17 protein-coding genes and 1 tRNA gene are annotated in these 23,485 nt (G+C 56.4%); 12 read left to right on the top strand and 6 right to left on the bottom strand.

Features of this window, described 5'->3' with window-relative positions; genetic code table 11:
* Positions 1 to 16 precede the first annotated feature (16 nt).
* Together sbcD and B4A77_RS07310 are read left to right on the top strand one after the other, a co-directional pair.
* Positions 17 to 1,291 carry an exonuclease subunit SbcD gene (gene sbcD / locus B4A77_RS07305; protein ID WP_290739596.1) on the top strand — a complete coding sequence of 425 codons (1,275 nt, stop codon included), beginning with the start codon at positions 17 to 19 and terminating at the stop codon, positions 1,289 to 1,291.
* Positions 1,292 to 1,294: 3 nt separating this feature from the next.
* On the top strand, positions 1,295 to 4,411 hold the full coding sequence (locus B4A77_RS07310; RefSeq protein WP_290739599.1) for an SbcC/MukB-like Walker B domain-containing protein: 3,117 nt from the start codon (positions 1,295 to 1,297) through the stop codon (positions 4,409 to 4,411).
* Positions 4,412 to 4,429: 18 nt separating this feature from the next.
* Here the strand turns inward: B4A77_RS07310 and B4A77_RS07315 are convergent, their stop codons facing one another.
* Entirely contained in the window at positions 4,430 to 6,166 is a 1,737-nt protein-coding gene (locus B4A77_RS07315) for a nuclease-related domain-containing DEAD/DEAH box helicase (RefSeq protein ID WP_290739602.1), read from the bottom strand.
* A 227-nt stretch (positions 6,167 to 6,393) separates the two neighbouring features.
* Between B4A77_RS07315 and rpsB the strand changes: the two genes are divergently transcribed.
* From rpsB to B4A77_RS07335, 4 genes are all read left to right on the top strand, one after another.
* A complete protein-coding gene (gene rpsB / locus B4A77_RS07320) occupies positions 6,394 to 7,134 on the top strand; it encodes a 30S ribosomal protein S2 (protein ID WP_088636615.1) in 741 nt (246 codons plus the stop codon).
* Position 7,135: 1 nt separating this feature from the next.
* Positions 7,136 to 8,017 carry a translation elongation factor Ts gene (tsf, locus tag B4A77_RS07325; protein ID WP_173380880.1) on the top strand — a complete coding sequence of 294 codons (882 nt, stop codon included), beginning with the start codon at positions 7,136 to 7,138 and terminating at the stop codon, positions 8,015 to 8,017.
* Between the two features lie 325 nt (positions 8,018 to 8,342).
* Complete coding sequence (locus B4A77_RS07330; protein WP_290739607.1) at positions 8,343 to 11,915, top strand: EAL domain-containing protein; 3,573 nt, start codon at positions 8,343 to 8,345, stop codon at positions 11,913 to 11,915.
* Between the two features lie 58 nt (positions 11,916 to 11,973).
* On the top strand, positions 11,974 to 12,393 hold the full coding sequence (locus B4A77_RS07335) for a hypothetical protein (RefSeq protein WP_290739610.1): 420 nt from the start codon (positions 11,974 to 11,976) through the stop codon (positions 12,391 to 12,393).
* A 61-nt stretch (positions 12,394 to 12,454) separates the two neighbouring features.
* On the opposite strand, the gene B4A77_RS07340 is transcribed toward B4A77_RS07335, so the two are convergent.
* Both B4A77_RS07340 and B4A77_RS07345 read right to left on the bottom strand, forming a co-directional pair.
* A tRNA-His gene (locus B4A77_RS07340) sits at positions 12,455 to 12,528 on the bottom strand.
* Between the two features lie 87 nt (positions 12,529 to 12,615).
* Positions 12,616 to 12,978 (bottom strand): hypothetical protein, encoded by a 363-nt coding sequence (locus B4A77_RS07345; RefSeq protein ID WP_173365230.1) that lies wholly within the window; start codon positions 12,976 to 12,978, stop codon positions 12,616 to 12,618.
* Positions 12,979 to 13,044: 66 nt separating this feature from the next.
* On the opposite strand from B4A77_RS07345, the gene B4A77_RS07350 reads away from it, so the two are divergent.
* Positions 13,045 to 13,968 carry a ComEC/Rec2 family competence protein gene (locus B4A77_RS07350; protein WP_290739614.1) on the top strand — a complete coding sequence of 308 codons (924 nt, stop codon included), beginning with the start codon at positions 13,045 to 13,047 and terminating at the stop codon, positions 13,966 to 13,968.
* Here the strand turns inward: B4A77_RS07350 and B4A77_RS07355 are convergent.
* The gene (locus B4A77_RS07355) at positions 13,965 to 14,711 is read right to left on the bottom strand and encodes an acyl-[acyl-carrier-protein] thioesterase (RefSeq protein ID WP_290724890.1); all 747 of its coding nucleotides are present in this window, start codon (positions 14,709 to 14,711) and stop codon (positions 13,965 to 13,967) included. The two genes, B4A77_RS07350 and B4A77_RS07355, sit on opposite strands and share 4 nt — an antisense overlap.
* A gap of 48 nt (positions 14,712 to 14,759) precedes the next feature.
* Between B4A77_RS07355 and aroA the strand changes: the two genes are divergently transcribed.
* Genes aroA through dacB form a run of 3 tightly spaced genes read left to right on the top strand, consistent with a single transcriptional unit; the run spans position 14,760 to position 19,860 of the window.
* The gene (gene aroA / locus B4A77_RS07360) at positions 14,760 to 16,103 is read left to right on the top strand and encodes a 3-phosphoshikimate 1-carboxyvinyltransferase (protein WP_290736613.1); all 1,344 of its coding nucleotides are present in this window, start codon (positions 14,760 to 14,762) and stop codon (positions 16,101 to 16,103) included.
* Complete coding sequence (locus tag B4A77_RS07365; RefSeq protein ID WP_290739617.1) at positions 16,100 to 17,695, top strand: extracellular solute-binding protein; 1,596 nt, start codon at positions 16,100 to 16,102, stop codon at positions 17,693 to 17,695. Before aroA ends, B4A77_RS07365 begins: the two co-directional genes overlap by 4 nt.
* A gap of 23 nt (positions 17,696 to 17,718) precedes the next feature.
* Entirely contained in the window at positions 17,719 to 19,860 is a 2,142-nt protein-coding gene (gene dacB / locus B4A77_RS07370) for a D-alanyl-D-alanine carboxypeptidase/D-alanyl-D-alanine endopeptidase (protein WP_290739620.1), read from the top strand.
* 6 nt (positions 19,861 to 19,866) lie between these two features.
* On the opposite strand, the gene B4A77_RS07375 is transcribed toward dacB, so the two are convergent.
* Positions 19,867 to 20,322 carry a hypothetical protein gene (locus B4A77_RS07375; RefSeq protein ID WP_173365235.1) on the bottom strand — a complete coding sequence of 152 codons (456 nt, stop codon included), beginning with the start codon at positions 20,320 to 20,322 and terminating at the stop codon, positions 19,867 to 19,869.
* A 260-nt stretch (positions 20,323 to 20,582) separates the two neighbouring features.
* On the opposite strand from B4A77_RS07375, the gene B4A77_RS07380 reads away from it, so the two are divergent.
* On the top strand, positions 20,583 to 20,801 hold the full coding sequence (locus B4A77_RS07380; protein WP_173365236.1) for a hypothetical protein: 219 nt from the start codon (positions 20,583 to 20,585) through the stop codon (positions 20,799 to 20,801).
* A gap of 26 nt (positions 20,802 to 20,827) precedes the next feature.
* On the opposite strand, the gene B4A77_RS07385 is transcribed toward B4A77_RS07380, so the two are convergent.
* A complete protein-coding gene (locus tag B4A77_RS07385; protein ID WP_290724899.1) occupies positions 20,828 to 22,309 on the bottom strand; it encodes a PHB depolymerase family esterase in 1,482 nt (493 codons plus the stop codon).
* Positions 22,310 to 22,681: 372 nt separating this feature from the next.
* On the opposite strand from B4A77_RS07385, the gene B4A77_RS07390 reads away from it, so the two are divergent.
* A partial coding sequence (locus B4A77_RS07390) for an endo-1,4-beta-xylanase (RefSeq protein ID WP_290739623.1) occupies positions 22,682 to 23,485 on the top strand: 804 nt, incomplete at its 3' end.

The following is a 23,485-nucleotide window of genomic DNA, read 5'->3' on the forward strand; positions in this document are numbered from 1 at the left end:
GCCGGAAAGGAAGAACATGAAGTTCATACACACAGCCGACTGGCACCTGGGCAATTCGATGCACGACATCGACCGCCAAAAAGAAACCGAGCTGTTCCTCGCCTGGCTCAAGGAACGCGTCGTGGAACTCGGGGCGCAGTGCCTTGTGGTGGCGGGGGACATCTTCGATACCACCAACCCGCCCGTCGAGGCGCGCAGGCAGTATTTCCGGTTTCTCGCCTCCCTGCTCGAAACGGACTGCAAGAACATCGTCCTCATCGGCGGGAACCACGACTCGGGCGCACTGCTCGACGCCCCGCGCGACCTGCTCGACGCCCTCAATATCCAGATGGTAGGCTCCCTCGGGGAACGCCCCGTAGAGGAACTCGTGAAGGAACTTACGGATGCCAGCGGGAACGTCGTGGGCATCAGCGCCGCAGTCCCGTATGTACGCGAAACGGAACTGCGCCGTTTCAAGCCCGAAGACGCAGTGGATTTCGCCCAGAGTACATACAGCGGGCTCTACAGCGCCGTTTACGAGGCCGCCGAAAAGCTGCGCGCCGGCCGCGACATCCCCATCGTGGCAACGGGCCACCTGTACGCCTCCAGGCTGGAAGGCCGCCCCGAAAACGACGAGGGCAGGGACGCGAAGGAACACGGCATGCGCGACATCGTCGGGAACCTCGGGACAATCCCCGTCTCCGTTTTCCCGGAAGGCCTCGACTACGTGGCCCTCGGACATATCCACTACACCACCATGGTGGCGCGCAACCCGAAGGTGCGGTACTCGGGCTCGCCGTTCGTGCTCGGGTTTGACGAGGCAAGCATCCCGCACCATATCCTGGCAATCGACCTACAAAAGGGCGCAGAACCCGCCGTGCAGAAAATCGAGACCCCACAGTACTTCAAGTTCCTGCGCGTATCGGGCTCTGTCGCGGATATCGTCATGCAGCTGAACCAGCTGAAAAATGCGCCCGCAGAAAAGCCCCTGAAGGTCGAAGTCGTGTATGACTACGCTCCGGGCGTGAGCATCAACGAGGCGCTCGAATCCGTGCTGGAAGGCGCCCCGTTCGAGGTCGTGAGCAAGAAGGTGAAACGCGCCGACACCCTTGCGGCGGACGCCTTCTCGGACGATACGCTCGAATCGGTCGACGTCCTTACCGACGAGGAAGTGTTCAAGCGTCTCGTGATGAGCAGGATGGGTGCGCCCGAAATGGACGAAAGTATCCAGAAGGCCCTCGATGAAAACCTCCCACTCTTCAGGCAAGTGGTCGAAGAAGTCAACAACGAAACCGGCAGCGAGGAGGTCTAGTACATGAAGATTCTGAAAGTCGAATTCGAAAATATCAACAGTCTCGCCGGCAAGTGGTGCATCGACTTTACCGACCCCTCCTACAGCGAACTGGACCACAGCCTTTTCGTCATCAGCGGAAAGACGGGCATGGGCAAGACGAGCATTCTCGATGCCGTCACGATTGCCCTCTACGGCGCCACCCCGCGCCAGGGAACGATCTACAACGGCAATGACGGTAATGCCGTCATGACATCGGACAAGGGCACCTGTTTCGCCCGCGTCACGTACCGCTGCCGCAAGGGCACCTACGTGTCGGAATGGAACCAGCGCCGCGCCCGCGACAAGGCTGATGGCAACCTGCAGCCCGCCCATGGAAAAGTCTGGTCTATCGACAGTCCGGAAAACCCGGTTTTTGACGGCAATACCGGCAAGAACGGCGAACTGGGCAAGGCGAATGCCGAAGTCATCCAGCTGGACTACTCGCAGTTCTGCCGTTCCATCATGCTCGCGCAGGGCGAATTCAGCAAGTTCCTCACCAGCGACGAAAGAGAACGCGCCGACATCCTCGAAAAACTGAACGGCACCGAAAAGTATCGCCGCATCGGAAAGAAGGTGGGTGACCACAGGCGCGAGGCGAAAGCGGCAAAGGACACTTCGCAGGCGGCATTCGATGCGTTGAACAACACCATGCCCAAGGCCGAGGACATCGAGAAGGACAAAGCCCTGCTTGCAGAAGTCGCGGACAAGGAAAAGGCCCTCACGGACAAGAAGAAGGATCTCGAAGCCCGTATCGCCTGGCGCAACTCGATGAACGAAAGCGCCCGCAGCCTGGAAAGCGCAGAAATCGAACTTGCAAAAGCGAACAAGGACAAGAGCGAATTCGCCGGCAACGAGAAGCGGCTTGCAGATGCCGAGAAGGCCCGCGAATGCGCGACGCTCCATACGGAACTGCAGGGATTCCGCAAGCACGAGGCAGACGAAAAGGCGAAACTCGAAAATTTCCAGAAGCAGCTCCCGCAGGTGGCAAGCGACCTGAAAACCGCAGGCGATAACAAGGCCATCGCCGAAAAGGAGAAGACGGCCGCCGAGCAGTTTATCGCCGAAAACGAAGCGCTCTGGAACGAAATCCGCAAGCTCGACCAGGACGTGAAAAATGCGACAAGCGTGAAGGCCAATGCCGAAAGCCGCAAGAAGACCGCCGCACAGTCTCTCTCCGAAGCAGAAGCGGAACTGAAAAAGGCGCAGGATGCCATCAAGTCGCTCGAACCGCAGGTCGAATCCCTCGCACAGACCCAGGAAGCGAACGCGAAGGACGCGGAACTCGCAGGAATTATCCCGCAGAGCGAAACGCTTGTCGCAAGCATCCGCGGGTTCGACAAGAAAATCGCCGACGAGGAGAAGGCGAAAAAGGTCGCCGCAGAAGACTTGAAAAAGGCAGAAGAAGGTCTCAATGACGCAAACGCGCTCAAGCAGGAACTTCTCGAACAGCAGAACGAACTGTTCCGGAACGATATCCTCGCGCTCGCCAACGTCATCCAGAACCACCTGGAAGAGGGCAAGGCATGCCCGGTATGCGGTTCTACGGAACATCCCGCCTGCGGACACTCGGAGGAAACGGAAGCCGACAAATCCCGCGTGCGCAACACCGCCGAAAAGATTCGCGAACTGAACACGAAGTTACAGGACGCAGATGCGAAACTCGGGCAGTACGAAAATGCCAAGAGCCGCGCGTTGACCGCCGGGAATGCGGCAAGCGAAAACATCGAATCGCTGAACAGCCAGAAAAACGAGGCGAGCGAAAAGGTGGCGGAACTCTGGAAGCCCTGGGCTGAATTTGACCTTACAAACGCGGACAGCACCCTTGCCGACCTGAAATTGCACCTGCAGCAGTTCACCGCAAACAAGACCAAGTTTGATAAACTTTCGAATGATCTTGCCATCGCCCGCAACAACGTGGAACTGTACGGCAAGAAGGTCCAGCACGAAAAGGACAATCTCGAAAAGGAAACCGCAAACCTCGATGATGTCTCCCGCAAGCTGGATGAACTCCGCAGTTCCCGCAGCGAGAAGTTCGGCGACAAGGACGTGGAAGCTGTCGCGAAGGAAGCGACTGCCAGCAAGACCGCAGCCGCCAACAAGTACGACGCTACCGACAAGGCGTTCCGCAATATCGAAAACAGGCACAATGAACTCAATACGCAGATTTTGGCGCTCAAGGGTTCCCTTGAAAAGACCGCGGGCGACATCAAGACCGCAACCGAAAAGTTCGAAAATGCAATAGCAGCGAAGGGTTTCGCCGACGAAGCTGCCTTCCAGGCCGCATTGCTGCAGGAAGCCGAATTCACGAAGTTGCAGAACGAAAAGAAGCGCATCGACGCTGCCATCGCTACCGCAACCGGCAAGAAGCAGGCGGCAACCGGGACCCTCGAAAAACTGAAGGCGGAACGCTCCGACGAGACGCCCCTGCAGGCCCTTACCGAGGGGAAAGTTGCCGTCGAAAAGGAACTCGGCGAACTGCAAGGCTCATCGGGTGCCGCACGCGCCCGCGTGAAAGCCTATACAGAAAACGTCGCCCAGTTGCAGATTCTGCAGAAGGATCTCGACGCAAAGAAGGCGGAACTTTCCCGCTGGGACGCGATGGGTGAATGGTTCGGCGTAATGGACGGCAGCGACTTCGCCACTTTCGTGCAGGGGCTAACCTTCAAGTCGCTCCTGAAGCTCGCCAACAAGCACCTGGCGATTGTCAAGGACCGCTTCAGGCTTGTCGCCGAAGGGAACCTCGGCTTCAAGGTGGTCGATTCGGAATTCGACAGTGCCCGCCGTATCTCGAACCTCTCCGGTGGCGAAAAGTTCCTGGTGAGTCTCTCGCTTGCCCTCGGGATTGCCGACTTCGCGAGCCGCAACGTGCGCGTGGAATCGCTCTTCATGGACGAAGGCTTCGGCACGCTGGACGACGTCACCCTGGAAGACGTGATGAGCTGCCTCCGCTGCCAGCAACGCGAAGGAAAGATGCTCGGAATCATCACCCACGTGGAATCGGTGGTGAACAGCATCAACCAGAAAATCATGCTGGAACGCAGTACCAGCCAGAAGGGCCACAGCACGATAACCGGCCCCGGCGTCACGCGGGTGGCGTAACGGAGCCTGCGCTGGCGCCTATATCCTGTGCCTTTGCCGGAACACGACCAGGTGCTCCTTGGCCCTTGTCGCTCCGACCAGGATCAGGTGTGCGTTGCTGTGGGGGTATCCCGGGCCGTTCTTGGAGGGTTTCAGGTCCGTCAGGATAACCACGCGCTTGTCGAGTCCCTTGTAGCGGTAGGCCGATACGATGTTGATGACGGCCCCGTTCAGGGAATCGCTGATGTCGCTCCATCGGAAAGTGTCGTTGTTCAGGGAGGCAAGTCCTGAATTCCTGCGGCTGCGTAGCGAGACGACGAGGATGTCCTCGAAGGTTACTCCCTTCTTGTGGAGCCGCTCGATTTCCTTGAGCAGCAGTTCCTCTTGTTCCTTGGGCTCGGTGTATGTCCGCACATCCACGGGCCGCCCTTCCGGGGTGTTCTCGTAGCACGGGATCCTGATGTCGGTTGTGTCGTGGACCCATTCCAGGATTCGCTTGGTGCAGCGGAAACCGCGCTTGAGTACCATCACGGGCATTGCGCCGATGGTCCTGTTTCCCAGCACGTCCCGGTCCTTGTAGATGGTCTGGTTCGGGTCGTAGAAAAAGCGGACGGTTCCCTTTTGCGGGTCCTTCAGGAGTTGCAGGACCGAATCGAGCCACCTGTTCTCGAAATCCTGCCCCTCGTCGATGACGAGCGCGTCAAAGAACAGGTTCTTCTTTTTGTCCCGGAGAGTCTTTAGCGCACCGGGCAGGCTTGCGACGACGGCGTCGTAATATTCCGATTTGGCGGCATCGTCTTCCGGTTCGCGGCGGGGGACTCCCGCTACCTTTGCGATGCGTGCGTACTTGGCGGCCAGCTTGTGGAAACTTGTCGCCACGGCCTGGCTCTCGTCGAGTCCCAGGTTCTTGAAGTTCTGCCGCATCTGTTCTGCCAGCAGGTCGTTGTAGCAGAGCACGGCGACGCGCTTTCCTTCGCGTGCGAGGCGGCGGGTTTCCCATTGCACCAGCAGGGACTTGCCCGATCCGGCGACCCCTTCGATCTGCATGCGCGGATTGCGGGTGATGGATTCCATCAGCATTTCCTGGAAGGCGGTGGGTGCCACGCGGGCCCTGGATTCCATTTCCCAGAGTTCGGGCCAGCTGGGTTCGTCGAAGCAGCCCAAAAAACTGATAAGCCTGTCATAGTCTTCGTCGCTCAGCTCGTCGTTCGGGAAGGGCTTTCCGCCATATGACAGTTCCCCTGTCTCGAGAATCTTCCTAATCTTGCGTTCGAGGGTGTTGTAGCTCTTGATGTCGGACTTTAAAATGGCGTGCCGGGGCTGCAGCGCGTTGTTGCCGATCCTTCCCGTGCTGTCCATGTCGGGGAAGCATACCGCCCACTGCACGCGGATCCTGTTGTACTGGTGGCCGGCCTTGGGGAACATCTCGCTGAAGTAGTCGTGGAGCGGATGGGTGCTTGCCTTGATTTGTTCGATGGGGGAGCGCTCCATGATGCGGTTCCCCTGTTTCCAGATGACCCCCTTTTCGGTGCCTTGGGCTTCCTCCGTGGATATGTGCCCGTCCTTGCATTCGATCAGGAGCATCCCGTATTTCCGGTGGTACAGGATGCAGTCCACCTCGTGGTCTATGCTCGTGCCGCTCTTCTTGACGGCGAAGTTCAGTTGGACGTTCATCCAGACATCCCAGGCGTCATTCAGGCAGATGGCGGTGTCGAAGAGGGTTTGCTCCGAACGGGACGTGGAATTCGAGGAAATTCTTTTGCGGATAGTGGACATTTTGGGGGCCTTTTTACGGCTTTTTCGTTCAAATATACATTAGACACCACTCCTTCGATTTTCTATATTTGACCCCGCTCGGGCAATTTCGCCCGGGTAAAACCAATCACCGGTTTGCGAGAGTCGCTTCGGTGGCGCGGTCCTGGGCCTGAGGTTCACCCCAAGTCAGGGCAACGCTTCGCGGCTTATTTGCATGCCGGGTAGTAACAACCGAAAAGGAATACATTATGGCAAATCTGCCTTCCGTTGAAGATCTGCTTGCAGCAGGCTCCCACTTTGGTCACCAGACTCAGCGCTGGAACCCGAAAATGAAACCCTACATCTTGGCCGAGAAGAACGGTATCTACGTTCTCAACCTCTCCAAGACTCGCGACCTCCTCGAAGAAGCCGCCAAGGCCGCCGCCAAGATTTCTGAATCTGGCAAGACCGTGCTCTTCGTTGGCACCAAGCCGACTGCCCGTCAGTGCGTGCTCGACGCCGCTGCCGCTTGCAACCAGTTCTCCGTTACCAACCGCTGGCTCGGCGGTATGCTCACCAACTTCCAGACGGTCCGCAAGTCCATCAAGAAGATCGACAAGATCGACGCCATGGAACAGGATGGTACGTTCCAGGCCCTCTCCAAGAAGGAAGTGCTCGACAAGAACCGCGAACGCGAAAAGCTCCTTTCCGTGTTCGGTGGCATCCGTGAAATGGTGAACCTCCCGGGTCTCCTGGTCGTGACAGACCTCGCCCACGAAAAGATTGCCGTGGCCGAAGCCCGTCGCCTCCACATTCCTATCATCGGCATCTGCGACACGAACGTCGATCCGACCCTCGTGGATTACCCCGTGCCGGCTAACGACGACGCCGTGAAGTCCATCAAGCTCATTGTGGACTACATCGCCGCCAACGTCAAGGCCCGCGTCGCCAACGACAAGAAGGCCGACAAGGAAGAACCCAAGAAGTTCGACAACGGCGAGGACAAGTAATATGCAGATTACCGCTTCCCTCGTTAACGAACTCCGCCAGAAGACTGGCGTGGGCATGATGCAGTGCAAGAAGGCCCTCACCGAGACTGACGGTGACATGGACAAGGCCGTCGAGCTCCTCCGCAAGCAGGGTGCCGCCGTCGCTGCAAAGCGCGCCGACAAGGCTGCCAAGGAAGGCCGCATCTACCTCGTGGAAACTGCCGACAAGGCTGCTGCGTTCGAACTCTCTTGCGAAACCGAACCGGTTTCCAACAACGATGACTTCGTCGCTCTCGCAAACCTCGCCGTCAAGGCCGTAGAAACGCAGGCTATCTCCTCCGTCGAAGACCTCAAGAACGCTGTCGTCGACGGCGTGAAGATTGCCGACCGCCTCGCCGACGTTCTCGTGAAGATCCAGGAAAACATCGACTTCCGCAAGTTCGGCGAACTCAAGAAGGTCCCGAATTCCGTGTTCGGTGTCTACAGCCACATGAAGGGCAAGATCGGTGTCATCACCGAACTCGCTTTCGAAGGCTCTGCCGACGAAGCCGCCCTCAAGGCTGCCGCCAAGGACATCGCTATGCAGGCTGCCGCATTTGCTCCGGTTGCCCTGAACGATGCTTCCGTTCCGGCCGAAACGATCGAGAAGGAAAAGGAAATTGCCAAGGCCCAGATCGAAGCCTCCGGCAAGCAGACCAAGCCTGAGTTCATGCAGCGCCAGATCGATGGCCGCGTGGCTAAGGTCCTCAAGGAAATCGTTCTCGAAGATCAGGAATTCTTCATGTCCGAAAAGAACCCGAAGAAGCTCAGCGTCAAGGACTACCTCCAGGAAGTCGTTGCCAAGCAGCTCGGTCTTGTGAGCCTGAAGGTCGTGAACTTCATCCGCTTCGAACGCGGTAACTAGTTTGGACATCGTCCTCGCGTAGAGGGCGTCATCCTCGCACAAAGGATGTCATCCTCGCTATACGATACTTGGCAACTTGTTGCCATAGTAGAGTTATCCTCTTTGGGGAGTAGGCGAGGATCTTCAAACATTAAATGGGCCGTCCCTTCCCGGGACGGTCCTTTTTTTTTATGAAAAAACGCAAATCCAGGGGTTTTTGTGACAAAAATGTAAGAAAGTGTTTGCATTATCGAAAATAAAAGATTAGTTTAATGGTAAAGAAGATGAAGTTTTATCAGGTGGCTTGGTTATGGCGGTGCAAGAGATTGGTTGTTTTCCGGAGATATTGCGTCGGGAACTGGAGAATTCCGAAATTCCGCTAGCCGTCTACCAGTTTACCGGCGGCTGCGTCCGGACAGTCCTCGTTTCGGACGGGCTTGTGCGCCTGCATGTTCCCGGTTCCTCGCGAGAAGACGTCATCCGCCTTCTCGACACGGACATGTACAGGGGCGTTCACCCTGAAGATACCGTCTACGTCGCGACCAGGGCTGCCGAATTCGCGAAACTCGAAGGTGGCCGCTACGAGGTCGTCTACCGCCAGAAGCTGCGCGGCGAGGATGCATACCGTACCATCCATGCGGTGGGCTACCATCGCCATCTCGAGGACGGCTCGAAGTGCGCCGTGGTCGTCTACGACGATGTTACCGACGCGCTCGATGCGAACGGGAAATCCCTCCAGAATTTCGAAGGCAGCGTCGTGGAGTTCCTGAGTACGGACAAGGTGGACCCGTTTGTCATCTTCGATGCGAAAACGTATGAGATCTATATGGTCAGCGCGTCGATTGAACGCGTCTGGAAACCCGTGAAGGCCTTTGATTCGGGAATCAAGCTGGCGGATTACTTCTTCAACGAAGACGAACTGACCCTGCTGCCGTCTATCAACGGCATCCTAGAAAGGGGCGAGGCGATTATCCGGAGCCCGCGTTCCGGGAAATACCTGATACTGAACGTATCCCAGATTTCGTGGAAGGGGAAGAGCTCCATATTCCTGACCGTGAGCGAACATGCCGACCGCTATTTCGACCCCCTGACGGGACTTGCGAATCTGAAATATGCCCGCCTGTGCGGCGAGAACTATATCGATGAAATCAGGGAGTCGGGAGGCGCCCCGGTCCTTGCGTTTATCGATATCGTGGGGATGAAGCTCTACAATAGCGCGAACGGGTTCCGCAGGGGCGACGAACTCCTGGTGAACCTTGCGGATTGCCTCAGGGAACAGTTCGGGAATAACCTGATCTGCCGACTCGCGAACGACCACTTCGCGGTAATCGCGGACATCGACGGCATCGAGGAAAAGCTGGCCGAAATCCGCAAGTGCGTCAAGGGGGTTGTGTCGAAGATATCGATGGACCTCTATGTCGGAATCTGCAGGATAGAGGAACTCGATGAATTCCTGGAAGCGATCGAAAAGGCGAAACTCGCCTGCAGCCTCCAGAAGAAGCAGGGCGACAAGTTTATCCGCTATTACGACGATGGCCTGCACAAGGATCTCCTGCTGCAGAACTACGTGGTGAGCCATATCGACGAGGCGATCGCGAAAGGCTATATCAAGATTTACTACCAGCCGGTCGTCCGCACGATTACAGAAACGTTCTGCGGCATGGAGGCGCTTGCCCGCTGGATAGACCCGCAGTACGGATTCCTGAATCCGGGAGTGTTCATCGGCGCGCTCGAGGATTCCCGCCAGATTCACAAGCTCGACAGCCACGTCATAGAGCTTGTCTGCAGGGAACTGCGCGACGAACTGGAACACGGCCGCCCGGTGGTCCCCGTGTCGTTCAACCTTTCGCGTCTGGATTTTACTGGCTGCGACATCTTCGAGGTGGTCGAAGGAACGCTCAGGAGGTTCGGGATAGGCCACGAACTCATCCGTGTCGAAATCACCGAGAGCATCATGGCGTCGGACCCTTACGTGCAGCGCGAAATCGAGCGCTTCCGCCTGGCGGGTTTCGAGGTCTGGATGGACGATTTCGGGAGCGGGTATTCCTCGCTCAACACGCTCAAGGATTACAAGTTCGACGAACTCAAGATCGATATGGCGTTCCTCTCGAACCTGAACGATGTTTCGCGCATCATCATCAGTTCGATGGTCCGCATGGCGAAACGCCTTGGCCTGAAGACGCTTGCCGAGGGAGTCGAGACGCAGGAGCAGATGGATTTCCTGAAAGGCATCGGGTGCGAGAAGGCGCAGGGCTACTATTACGGCAAGCCGCAGCCCCTGGCCGATACCATGAAGCACATGGAAACCAGGGGTATCGTCGTCGAGGACGCCAACATGAGGGCGGTCTATTCGAAACTGGGAAGCCTCGACTACCTGGTGGAAACGCCCATGTCGATAATGACCTACGAAAACGGGGTGTTCAAGTTCCTGTTTGCGAACAGGCAGTACGAGGAACAGCTCCGGAGCCTCGGGTTTATGAGCAGGAAGGACGTGGAAGATGCTTCCAACAATCCCCAGAACCCGGTGTACTACACGCTGCGCGAAGGGGAGAGGATGGCCTACATGTCGCCATGCGAAATGACGTATGCGACTCACGGGGTTTATGTATTCGTGAGGGGGAGCCTGGTTGCCGATATCAACGGCTGCCACATATACAACCTGATGCTGCGCAATACGCACGTGAGCGCGTTTGACGGATTGCCCAACAACGAGAGCGTGACTGCTCCCGTGCGGACGAAGACGGTACTGCTCGCCGACAGCAACCCGCAGAACAGGGCGTTCCTTGAAAGTGTCTTGCGGGCGGATTACAACATGCTGATCGCAAGCGACGGTGCGCAGGCGCATGAACTCCTGCTGGAACACCGCAGGAACATTTCTCTCGTGCTGCTCGATGCGGGCCTCCCGAAAATGGACGGGTTTAGGCTCATCCAGGAATTCCAGGGAAGCAGGCGCGATCTCCAGATTCCGTTCGTCATGATGACGGACAACCTGGAACTTGCGAAGGAGAGCATCCGCCTGGGCGCCTACCAGTTTATCCTCAAGCCCATCACGGACAAGGGAATGATCAAGGCGAAGGTGGCGGGCGCAATCCGGCATGCGGAACTGCAGCACCAGATGGCGCTCAACTATATGGAGTATGTTCCCGGCGGCGTGGTCCTCATCAACGTCATGACGGGGAAAATCCTCTACGTGAATGCCCGTGCGCTCGATATCTTCGAATGCGGGAGCCCTGAGGAGTTCCGCGACTTCGTCGGCGCGAATTTCAGGAACGCTATCCTTCCGGAAGACTACGAGAAGATTGGCAACGAACTCAAGGAACAGTTCGAGGCCGATGACGGCTCGACGAAGCAGATTTCCTACCGCACCAGGACGGGCAAGGGCAATGTCAAGCGCATCTACCATGTGGGCCGCGTCTACAAGGATACGCCCTACGGTCATGTATTCTCGGCGTTCATTTCCGAGGACGACGTGGCGATGAAGAATTTCTTTACCCGCAAGGATGCGTTCGCCAAGTTCATGGAGTCGGGCGAGGCGACGCATACGAAATCTTACGACATGGGCTACAAGGGGTTCCTGTTCTGGAACCTGACGAAGAATTCCCCGGTGCTCAGGATGGACGGCATATCGTATATCCCCAAGGAGCTCCTCGCGGAATACACCTACGACCTCCATTACAGCTACCTGAGCTCCCTGATGCTCAAGAGCGAGGAAAACATCCTGAAATCGATGGACTACACCCGCGAGCGTCTGATTCTCGATTACCTGAACAAGTGCATCGTGCCGCCGCTCGATATCAGCTACGACATCGACGGCTACTGCTTTACCATGCGTTCGACCTTCGACATGATGATGGACCCGGATTCGGGCGACATTGTCCTGAAGCTCGTGAACGAGTGCATCAAGACGACCAAGGAATAAGACATTTTAATAAACATCAACAAAGGAACATCTAATGAAAAAAGCAATCCTTCTGACAATGATCATTGGTATACTTGCCCTGGCTGGGTGCAAGAAGAGCACGGCATGCTGGTATCCTATTGAAGGCGGCCATATCAATCTCGACAATGTGACACGCATATCGTCGGAAGCACAGCTGCTGCTCTGGGCCGATGAAGATATTGTGAAAAACGAATGGGGCCTGAAGGAGATAAACAAGGATACCCTGATCGATGGAGTCATTACCGAGAGCAATATCGAGAAGGCTATCGCCAGATTGAAGTCGACGACGAAAAATTATTCGCATGCGAATGCCAATGCGGCCATTATATTTGATAATTTTACGGTCAAACTGCAGGATACGGACGACATTCCGGGCGGCTGGTCCGACAACAAGGGACTTGTCAAGTTGCTGCAAATGTGGCTTGATGCAAAGAAAGATGTGGACTCGATGCTGTAAGGCTGGGCCCCGTCGTGTAACCTATGAAAAAATCCCGCGATTTCTCGCGGGATTTTTTGAGGGTGGGTGACCGGACTCGAACCGACAACATCCAGAATCACAATCTGGGACTCTAACCAATTGAGCTACACCCACCATGAGTGTGAGCCCAAATATAAAAAAGCCACCCCAAATTTCAAGGGATGGCAATAAAAAAGTCGCAAAAAAGGCCGGGTCGGGCGCCTAGCCGTTCTTTTTCTGCATGATGCGGATGAAATTCTCGCGCTTGAAGTCGTTCCTGTGTTCCAGGCAGAAGCGGGGATACACGGTCTGCTTGGGGAAGACCTTGATGGTAAACGTCCCGTCGCAGCCTTCGAGGCAGCACTTGAAGGTGAGGTCCATGGACTCCGTGTAGTTGTGGCGGAAGATGATGTTCTTGGACTCGATGCTTTCCACGTTCTTCTTCTGCTTCTGGCGCAACTTGATGTCGCGGTGCAGTTCGCAGTACTTGGCGATCGGGTGGCCCCAGAATTCGCGGCCGCAGCCGGGCTCCTGGCAGATTTTGAGCTTGATACGCTTCTTTTTCTTGTATTTGGGTAACTGCATACTGCAAATTTAATAAAAAAAACGACTGATTTGGCACATTTTCGCCGCGAAATCGTTTTTATAGGTATGAGATACTTTCTTTTCCTGAAATTCCGGTTTTTCCTGCCGTTCCTGCCCAGAACGTTCTTTGGACCTATGGGCATTTTGCTTTTCACTTTCGTGGCGGGATGCTCGCCCGAAATTATCCGCGAGGGGGAGGCGCCTCCTTCGCCTCTTGTCGTGACGGTCCTGGACGTGGGGCAGGGCCTCGCGGTGCTGCTGGAGTGCGGGGGGCGCTATGCTCTCTACGACTCGGGGCCCGATTCCGCGGGAGTCGCCGACACGCTGCGTGCGCGCGGCATAGATTCGCTCGAATGGGTGCTCGTGAGCCATTACCACCGCGACCACGGCGGAGGGTTCTTCGAGTTCGGATCGAAAGTCCATGTCCGGAACCTCTTCGTGGGGCCGGATACGTCGGGCGGGTTCGTACGCGACAGCGTGCTAGCGATAGCGCGTCGCGCCACTATCCCCGTCGATACGCTGATGCGCGGGGTGTCCTTCGCCCTGTGCGGCGACATGCCGGAATCGGCACCTGCTCCCCGATTCGACGTGCTCTGGCCACCCGCCTACGTGCGCGAGGGCGGGAATCCGGCAAGCGTGGTCGTGCGCGTGGAGTATGGCGCAGGAACGGTCCTCTTGACGGGAGACCTGGATTCCGCGGGGGAGCGCCGCCTGCTGGAACTGTTCCCGACGCTCTCGGCCGACCTGCTGCAGGTGGCGCACCATGGTTCTGCGGGGAGCAGCTCGCTTCCCTTCCTTGCTCGGGTGTCTCCGCAATATGCGGTAGCGAGCGTTGGCGAAAAAAACCGCTACGGCCATCCTTCCGCTTTGGTTGTCCGTAAGTTCGAATATGTCCTCGGGGACTCGGCGCGTTTTTTCCGTACGGACAGGGACGGAAGCGTGCGGTTTGAACTGTGGCCCGGTCTTGGGGTTGTCGCCGGTGGCGACTAGTCCTGGAATCCGATGCGAGCCTGGAAGTGGCACTGTGTCATGTCGCCCGCGTTCATGCCGAAGATATAGGCGTGGTGGTTTGTGTTCTTGAACCGGACGATATTTACTTCGCCTCCGAGCGGCACCTGCGTGACATAATTCATTTGTATGGAACGGATGCGGCGGCTCCTGATTTCTTCCTTGTCAAGGGAATCCATGACCCAGTCGACATAGCGGCAGTGGTTCACGTGCTTGTTCATGTCGAGGTCGCTGTATTTTGCGATTTCGGTGCGGATGACCTTGGGCTCGATTTCGGGATCCAGGATTTCCATCATTTCGGGAAGCGCATCCTTGCCGCGAAAAAGCGGGATGGGGAAGGGGCTGTTTGCCGGGTTCTCGGATTTGCCCGTCTTGAGGTTCACCAGAAGCCAGCTCGACGTGGCCTGAGCGATGGAGTGCCCCTGTGAATCGAGTATGGAATAGTCCTTGAGGCAGACCTTGTCCTTGTAGAAATCCTTCGCCCATGTCGATACGGAAATCTTCTCGCCCCAGACGGGCGTGTGCAGGATGCGGATTTTCATGCGCGTGATGACGGTGGTGTAGCCCGCCTGCATCATTTTCCAGAGTCCGAATCCGTTCCTTTCGGCGTCGGCGATGGCGGTCTCTTCCATGAACAGGAAAAGGTTCGACAGTTTGAGGCGGCTGTGGTGGTCGCAGTCCGAAAAGCGAACTTCGAAGTCCTTGGTCGTGATTTCCTGTTCCATGGGGCACCTTCCTTTCTTGTTCCTTTCAATAATTTATAATTTTGAAGCATGGAAGATTTTCAGTTCCGTCCCTCTTACAAGCTGTTGCCGCCTTCTAAGTCTTTTAGCGGCGTCGTCCGCGTCCCCGGTTCCAAGAGCATCACGAATCGCGCCTTCTTGATTGCGGCGCTGGCCTGCGGAACGACTAGGTTGCACAACCTGCTCAGGAGCGATGACACGCGCTACATGGGCGAAGCGCTCCAGAAGCTGGGCGTGAAAATCGAATTTTCGGAAGATTTTTCGGAAGCGACCGTCTACGGCAACGGCGGCCCGATCGATGCCCCCGCGGATGCATCGGGCGAGAAGAAGGCCGAACTTTACCTGGGAAATGCCGGGACGGCGATGCGTTCGCTCTGCGCGGCACTGACTCTTGGCAGTGGCACTTTCTGCCTCTCCGGCGAGGAACGCATGAGCGAGCGTCCCATCCGCGACCTGGTCGATGCCCTGCAGAAGCTCGGTGCCGAAATCAAGTATGAGGAAACGGAAGGGTACCCTCCGGTGACCATCAGTGCGCACGGCCTTGAAGGCGGGGAGGTCTCCGTCCGCGGCAACATCTCGAGCCAGTACCTGACGGCGCTCCTGATCTGCGCGCCCTACTGCAAGTCGCATCTGAAAATCCGCGTCGAGGGCGAACTGATTTCGGAACCCTATGTCGCGATGACACTTTCCGTGATGAGGCGTTTCGGGCTGAATGTAGAATGGCCTGCCGGATACCCCTACGAATTTGACGTGCCCCACGGAGTCTTCAGTAGCCCCGGCGATTTCTTTGTCGAAGGCGATGCGAGTTCTGCCTCCTATCCGCTTGCGGCCGCCGCTATTTCGGGTGGCCACGTGAAGGTGCTCGGCGTGGGCAGGAACAGTATCCAGGGCGATGTCGCATTCGCCGAGGTCCTGCGGGATATGGGGGCCGATATCCGCTATGGCTCCGAGAACGGAGAAGACTTTATCGAGTGTGTCGGTCCGAAGGGCAAGCTCAAGAGCCTGGGCGATTACAGCGCCATCGAGATTCCCGATGCCGCCATGACGCTTGCTGTCCTTGCGCTGTTTGCCGATGCGCCTACGACAATCCGCGGAATCGCGAGCTGGCGCGTGAAGGAGACCGACCGCATTGCCGCAATGGCGGCGGAACTCCGCAAGGTGGGGGCCGAGGTCCGCGAATCGAACGATTCCATAACGATTACGCCGCCCGAAACATTGCAGCCGGTGACCATCGAGACCTACAACGACCACCGCATGGCCATGTGCTTCAGCCTCGTCTCGCTTGGAGGAGTCCCCGTCAAGATCATGGACCCCGCCTGCGTGAACAAGACCTACCCCCAGTATTTCGAGGACTTTGAGAAATTTGCCAAATGAGTAAACTGCTGAAGGATCTTCTTGCTTTTGTTTTTCTCACGACGTCGCTTTGCGTCACGGTGCATGCCGAATCTGTAATCGGCAGGCCGGTTGGGGCCGATACGCTTGAATTCTGGGTGATGGACAACGGGCTCGGCTCGCAGAAGTCCATCCACAAGATAGTGAAGAAGTTCCAGCGCGAAACGGGAACTCCCGTGAAGGTTCGCGTGCTCAACTGGGGCGAGGCCTTTGTCGAAATTTCCCGCGCGCTTTCGGATACGTCGGGTTCCGCTCCAGACCTGTTGCAGCTTGGTTCTACATGGGTCCCGCATTTCGCGGCGACGGGCAAGATTCGCGTCCTCGATTCCATGCTTGCGCAGATGGATTCGTCAAGGTTCTACCCCCAGACCTACGTCGCAGGCCATATTGCGGACAGGCCCGGGATATACGCCTTCCCGTGGTTCCTCGATGTGCGCGCGCTTTTCGTGAATGAGTGGCTGTGGCACAGCCTCGGCATCCTGGAATCCGATATCGAGGATTTCCCGAAGTTCATGGGTGCGCTCCGCGAAATCAACAGGGGCGGGCTCAAGAATACGGAGATGAAACCGGTGGCCGCGTTCTCGCTTCCCGGAAAGGACGACTGGACCGGGCCCCAGATGATGGCTCCGTTTGTCTGGAACCAGGGCGGGGATTTCATCGTCAAGAATGGCCAGCGCTACAGGAGCGGCTTGCTCGATACGGCCACCTTGAAGGGCGTGGCGACCTATGCGAAAATTCTGGGTGATACGGAACTTGCTCCGTTCGCTCTGCAGGACAATTCCGAACGCAGTGCTGCGCGCTTCGTCCATTCGGAACAGCTGCTCCACTACAGCACCTCGGAACTGATCCGCCAGCTGGAGTATCCGGCTTCTGCGGGCGGGCTTCGTTCCACCGCTATTGCCGATGACGGAATCATGATTGTGCCTTTCCCTGCCGGCCCGCAGGGCCGCTCCACGTTCGTGGGCGGTAGCCACCTCACGCTCCCCTCGAATGCGGATTCCCTGAAATTTGAGAAGGCGGAATCCCTGCTTGCCTACCTGTTGCGGGTCGACAACCTGGATGCGTTCTGCCGTTCCGTCGGATTCCCTCCTTCGGACCGCGGCCTCATGCGTATCTGGATGCAGGACCGCCGGTATTCGCAGCTAATCAACGATCTTGAACATGGCCGTAGTTTCCCGAATATTCCGGAGTGGGGCGCCATTGAAAACCTGCTCATCGGCCTTTCCAACAACATGGGCAATATGTTCTCCGGGGAAGCGGATCCCGTTGCTCGCGCCCGAGAAATGGCCGGGCTCCTTCTCGAAACCGACCGCCAAATCGACAGTGTCCTCGGGAACGCGCCGCGAGTCGATGCTGGAGCGCTCCGTCCTTGGATCGAGGGCGTCCTTTCAGGAAAAATCGAGGAAGTGACGCCCGAGAATCTCAGCTTTGAACCGCAGGAACCTCCGTTCCCCGTGTGGCGTGTGGTGCTTGTCGTCGGTTGTATCCTCGTGGTCGCAATCTTTGCGCTGCTTCTGTGGCTGCTAGTAAAGTTTATCCGCAATCGCCGGTCGGGCGGGAGATCCGTCAGGTGAGATTCGCTCGATACATTGCATTTTTGATAACGTTGTCTGTGTCTTCGCTCTTTGCAGACATCCCGTTGGATTCTTTTCAGGTCTATGTCGATTCGTTGCTTCCGGGGTCCAAGCTGGGACTTTCCGTGCGCTCCGTGAGTACGGGCAAGGAACTGCTGAATATCCAGGCAGACGAGTATTTTACTCCGGCAAGCACCATGAAGACGCTCTCGACGGCGACGGCGCTCCACTGGCTTCCGCTCGACTACGCTCCCGAAACGAAGGTGACGCTCAACGGGAACATGCAGGGGGGCACATTCCGGGGCGTGCTGAACGTACGCGGCGAAGGCGACCCGAACCTCTCTGCGCGCTACTACAAGGATCCGCTTTACTGGTTCTATGCAGTAGCCGATTCCATCAGGGCTCTCGGAATCGACTTCATCCAGGGACGCATCGACCTGGATTCCTCCTACTATAGCGGCCCGTGGAAGCCGGAACACTGGCGCAAGGATTTTTACGATTTCTGGTACGGGGCCGAGGTCACGCCGCTGCAGTTCAACGACAACTGCGCACTGATACGCATCAAGCCTGGTGCGAAGGAAGGCGACCTGGTCCAGGTGAGCGTGCATCCGGACGTGGGCTACGTGCGGATCGAAAACAAGCTCGTCACGAAAGTGGCTCCCCGGAACAAGCGCAAACGCAAGCAGAAGCTCAAGTGGACACGCGAGATGGATCCCGATAAACCTGTCGTCAAGCTCGAAGGGGAATTCGACATCGAGTCGGATTCGACGCAGATTACCGTGCCCGTGCGTGGCGCCATCGGATATTTCAAGGCGGCGCTCCTGACCGCTTTTGAAAAGCGCGGCATCCGCTATGCCGAAGCTCCCGACGCCCCCATGGGCGCCAAGCTCCAGCAGTTCAGTTTTTCCGCGGCGCCGTTGCTGAGCGTCATGGATGAAATCAACCAGAAAAGCCAGAACCTGCATGCCGAATCCCTGTTCCGCAACATGGCCGCCTTCATGACGGGCGAAGGAAATGTCGAAAAGGCGAAGGCCATGGAGGCCAAGTTCTTGAACGAGATTGGCGTCGACACCAGCGGTTTTGTCGTGTTCGACGGCTGCGGACTATCGAGCAAGAACAAGATCAAGCCGTCGTCGGAAACGCAGATGCTTGCCGCCATGGCGCGCCACCCCAAGGGAGACTTCTATATCAACAGTTTCGCGCGCCCGGGCATCGGTTCGGGCAGCAAGCGCATGATGGACCTGCAGGAAACATGGCTTACCAAGTTCAAGACAGGCTACATCAGCGAGGTCCACGGGCTCGCGGGCTACATATTCGCTATGGGCGATACCCTTTCCGTTGCGCTATACTTGAACGAGACGGGCAAGAACAAGGATGCCGACTGCAAGGACATGATGGATTCGATCTGGGTTTCGCTTGTCCGCTGGGCGAACGCCGGCAACGCTTCGTACATGAAGATGAAGGACATGTGGATTGCGGCGCAGGGAATTTCGGGTTTTCATGAACGGCTCGAATACTTCTCCCGCATGCTCCTGAAGATTCCCTATCGTATTGGTCCCATGGGCGAAGGAACGTTCGACCCTATCGAACCAAAACCGCTAGTTTATCTGGACTCTGTCGATTGCGTGACATACATGGAGCATGCGCTTGCCCTTGCGAACGCATCCCACGAGGATTCCCTCTTTAATGTACTGCAGCGCATCCGCTATTTCGATGGCAAAATTTCTTACCGCACCCGCAAGCACTACCTGCTTACGGACTGGGTGGGCGAAGGCAAGTTCTCCCGCGGAATCCGCATCAATGGCGATACGACAATCGTGCGCACCATGCCCAAGAAAAAGTTTTTCGCGTCTAAAAAGATCAAGTTCGATGACCCCGAGCCGCAGGTGCAGATAAATTATCTGACCCTCGAAAAGGCGAAGGAGTGGGCCTCTGTCGTACACGAAGGGGACCTGACTGTGCTTGGAGTCGCCTTCATCAGCAAGCTCGATATCATTGACGCCTACCATACAGGATTCATCGTGCTGAGGCCGGGGCAGGTCCCCATGCTGCGGCATGCATCGCAAATCCTCAAAAAGACCGTGGAATTGCCTTTTGCCGAATACCTCGAAACCGCCAAGAAAAAAGCTCTCGGTGTCTCGTTCTTCGAATTCGTGAAGCAGTAGCTTGTCCTAGTCGCCAAAATCGAAAGCGAGGATGGCGACCATCTCGTACTTGTCGGGCGAATCCGCGCAGTCGCTGCTTTCGAATGCCGTCCACGCATCGGGCGCCCAGCCGTAGGCTCCCATCGTGAGTTCCTTGCCAAGGGCTATTTCGGCGTTCTCGATTTCTTCCCAGCGGATGGGGGAGGCTGCCTTGTAGTAGCGCAGCATGCCGAGCGCGTCCATCGCTTCGGGATGCTCGTCGACGAGCCTGTAGGCGCAGGCCTTGAAGTTTTCTGCCTTAAGACGGATGACGCGGTAGAGACGTTTGCGCCCCAGGAATTTTGAAAGGTCTCCTCGGTGGACTTCGATTTTCGCATCGTGCCCAAAGAACACGGCGAGTTCACGGAATACTTCGGACTCCTCGTCCAGCAACGGGGAAAGTTGCTTGATTAGGGCGATTGCTTCTGCGTGGCGTGAATTCATGTGTTTTCCTGTGCGAGATTGTTTCATATATAACAAAAAAAAAGCCTTCCGATTCTGCCGAAGTAAGAAAAATAAATGATTTTTATTTTGTGACGGAGCCATTTTCCGTTGACAGTCCAATGGGCTGATTTTATATTTGCGCGCGGTTTAGGATGTTTGTTCAACAAGGTTGGCAATTTTCCCTTGTGAAAACAAGGCGCTGACTGCGACGAGAAAATCTGTTGGTTTGGAAATTTTCGAAGCGGTTGCTTGGGGTTAGAATGGAACTGATTAACGACAGTAGTCTGATGCTGCAGGTTATCAAGCTGTGCTGCATCGCGGGGTTTGCAGTGGCGACGCTTGCGTTTGTTTGTTTGCTCGCGCATCTTCACAAGGAAAAGCCTTTCGTCAAGCACAAGAAGGAAGAATGGGAAATCGCCTTCGAAAGGTGGCTGCACAGGCACCATGAAAAATCCCCCGGCATGCACCGAGGGATTTAGCAGAGAGTACATCTAATCCGAAAATGTTACGGGAGGGTGAACTGCTTCAGGAACGGCCAACCGACGTTGCCGTCGCCCTGTTCGTGGCCGCCGCCCTGCTTGGTGCAGAGAACGACCTTCGTGCCATCCTGGCAGTTGGAGTATTCGTCACAACCATTGGAGTTCTTGCTCGGGCTGCCCGTGCAGCCGTTCTTTTGGGCCCAGAACTTGAAGTTACCTTCGGCGCCCAAGAAGTTCAGACCGTCACCATAGCCACTGTCGCCACCCTGGTATTTGCAGACCGGGTCGTTTGTGCCACGGAACATGATGATGGAAATCGGACGAGTCGGGTTGCACTGGGCGCTGTTGGTCTTGTTCAAGTCCATAGCTGCAGGAGCGACTGCGGCGTAGACATCGGACATGAAGCAAGCCACGTGGTTGCTCATGCCGCCACCCATCGAGAAGCCGGCTGCGTACACGCGCTTCTTGTCGATGCAGGCGATTTCTTCGACAGCAGCGATCATTTCGCGAGAGAACTTGACGTCGTCATCGTCGGAGCAGCAGGGACCCACGTTCCAGCCCGGGCCCATCTTGCTAGCGTCCGCGGACTTGGTGCCATCGGGGTACAACGAGATTACGCCTTCTTTTTCCGTAAGGGACCTGTACTTCGTGTCGTTGAACTGACCGGAGCCGCTACCCATAACCGGGTGGTAGTCCACAAACAGGGGAACCGGCTTGTCGCCCTTGTAGGAATCCGGGATGTACATAATGAAGGTGCGCTTCTTGCCGTCGACCGTCACGCTCATGTTCTGCTTGCCGGCCTTGGCCGTCTTGCTGGAGCAATCGACCGGTGTGTCGTCCGGAGTCTTGCTGCTGGAAGAGACGACCTGCTTTTCGGAAGAAGAAGATACGGTCGGGTTGTTGTCACTGGAGCTTGAACTCGAGGGACGGACCATCTCGATGGTCACGCCGGTCTCGGTTTCGGCCTGCATCTGGTAGACAAAGTTGGCGTAGCCGTCAAGCGAGAACTGGAGGGATGGCAGTGTTTCGCCTTCCTTCTTGAGTGCGGTGACGCCCTTGTCGTTCACCATGAAGGTGCTGTTCTGGCTGTCCGCGCTGATGCGGATGAACTTCGTGCCGCGGGCAAGTTTGCCCATGTCTAGGGTGACGATTCCCTGGACGGTCTGAAGGTTGCTTTCCTTGAGGACCTTGCCCAGGGCGCTGATTACGGATACCTTGAGCTTATTCGCGTACACGTTGTAGAGGGTGAGGGTCGTGCCTTCCATGTGGATTGACATGTCCGCGGCCTTGGCTCCGGCGAGCGCATCGCTTCCGCCGCTGAGGCTGAACGTGCCGTCTTCGGCACTGGTGGTTTCGAAACCTCCGAAATTGAAGGTGCTGATTTTTACGCCGGCGAGCAAGCGGCCGGAGACCTTGGATTTTACCACTCCGTCGATACTCCAGGCAAAAGCCAGGCTGCTCGACATTGCTATTGCGCTAGCAACGCCTAAAAGTTTGGGAAAATGCATTTTTGACTCCTTTTTTTCCCAAACACCACATACTTACCGAAACATAATTTAAACCCTTTTATAGTCGGTCGGGGCTTGTGCCCTGTGTAAAGTTTTGTTTGTTGACATTTTGGTAATGGCAAATTTCGCAAAAAAGGGCCATTCCGCGTGTTGACATTTTCTGATGGGTGGAAAATTCCCGATTTTCGTTAAAAATGGCTTTTTTCACCGCCTGTGGACATTTGGATAATGCCGCCCTGTAAACTTTTGTCCGTGGATAAACTGTCCATAGAATAGTAGGCGGACCGTGAGATTTATGCCCGTGCGCAAGATAGTTTTATTCATGGCTTGCATGGGATGTGCTTGCCACATCAACATAAAAGGGATGTGGATATGAAAAATATTCTCTCAACAGCATCAAAGGTTGCTGCTGTCGCTCTTGCGGCAACAGCGTATTCTTTCGCAGGGCCCGGCTTGGCCGATGGCGCGGCAAAGTTCATTGGTAACATTACCCAGAGTAATAGTGTCGGCTCAGACTTTACTGCGCTCTGGAACCAAGCTACGGCCGAAAACGGCTGTAAGTGGGGTTCCGTCGAAGGTACTCGTGGCCGTTACAACTGGGGTGCCTGCGATGCTGCCTATAACTGGGCAAAGCAGAACGGGGGTCACTTCAAGTTCCACGCTTTGGTGTGGGGCTCCCAGTATCCGGGTTGGTTGAACGGCCTCAGCGTCGATGAAACCAAGAAGGCGATTACCGCCTGGTTCGATGCTGTTAAGGAACACTACCCTGAAATCGAGATGATTGACGTGGTGAACGAGGCTATCCGTACGGGCAACAACAGCTATCATTCTCCTTACGGCAAGAACAACAATATCATTCCGGCACTTGGCGGCGACAACAATGGTGACTACACCTTCGTGACGACGGCCTTCAAAATGGCGCGCGAACGTTGGCCGAAGGCTATCCTCATTTATAATGACTACAACACCGTCCAGTGGAACAAGGATCAGGGCATTCAGCTTATCCAGACCATCAAGAAAAACGGTGCTCCGGTCGACGCATATGGTTTGCAGGCCCACGACATGATGAGCCAGGGCGGTGGCCAGGGCGGTACCGGTGGCGGCGGCGTCTGCTTGAACATCAATACGCTCAAGAGCATTACCAAGGAAATCTGGGACAAGACCCAGACCCCGATG

The organism is Fibrobacter sp. UBA3718 (genome assembly GCF_002371935.1).
Taxonomy (GTDB): domain Bacteria; phylum Fibrobacterota; class Fibrobacteria; order Fibrobacterales; family Fibrobacteraceae; genus Fibrobacter.

Coding starts and splice junctions, on each gene's coding strand:
- sbcD (WP_290739596.1), top strand. CDS start 17: ATGAAGTTCATACACACAGCCGACTGGCACCTGGGCAATTCGATGCAC.
- B4A77_RS07310 (WP_290739599.1), top strand. CDS start 1,295: ATGAAGATTCTGAAAGTCGAATTCGAAAATATCAACAGTCTCGCCGGC.
- B4A77_RS07315 (WP_290739602.1), bottom strand. CDS start 6,166: ATGTCCACTATCCGCAAAAGAATTTCCTCGAATTCCACGTCCCGTTCG.
- rpsB (WP_088636615.1), top strand. CDS start 6,394: ATGGCAAATCTGCCTTCCGTTGAAGATCTGCTTGCAGCAGGCTCCCAC.
- tsf (WP_173380880.1), top strand. CDS start 7,136: ATGCAGATTACCGCTTCCCTCGTTAACGAACTCCGCCAGAAGACTGGC.
- B4A77_RS07335 (WP_290739610.1), top strand. CDS start 11,974: ATGATCATTGGTATACTTGCCCTGGCTGGGTGCAAGAAGAGCACGGCA.
- B4A77_RS07345 (WP_173365230.1), bottom strand. CDS start 12,978: ATGCAGTTACCCAAATACAAGAAAAAGAAGCGTATCAAGCTCAAAATC.
- B4A77_RS07350 (WP_290739614.1), top strand. CDS start 13,045: ATGAGATACTTTCTTTTCCTGAAATTCCGGTTTTTCCTGCCGTTCCTG.
- B4A77_RS07355 (WP_290724890.1), bottom strand. CDS start 14,711: ATGGAACAGGAAATCACGACCAAGGACTTCGAAGTTCGCTTTTCGGAC.
- aroA (WP_290736613.1), top strand. CDS start 14,760: ATGGAAGATTTTCAGTTCCGTCCCTCTTACAAGCTGTTGCCGCCTTCT.
- B4A77_RS07365 (WP_290739617.1), top strand. CDS start 16,100: ATGAGTAAACTGCTGAAGGATCTTCTTGCTTTTGTTTTTCTCACGACG.
- B4A77_RS07375 (WP_173365235.1), bottom strand. CDS start 20,322: ATGAATTCACGCCACGCAGAAGCAATCGCCCTAATCAAGCAACTTTCC.
- B4A77_RS07380 (WP_173365236.1), top strand. CDS start 20,583: ATGGAACTGATTAACGACAGTAGTCTGATGCTGCAGGTTATCAAGCTG.
- B4A77_RS07385 (WP_290724899.1), bottom strand. CDS start 22,309: ATGCATTTTCCCAAACTTTTAGGCGTTGCTAGCGCAATAGCAATGTCG.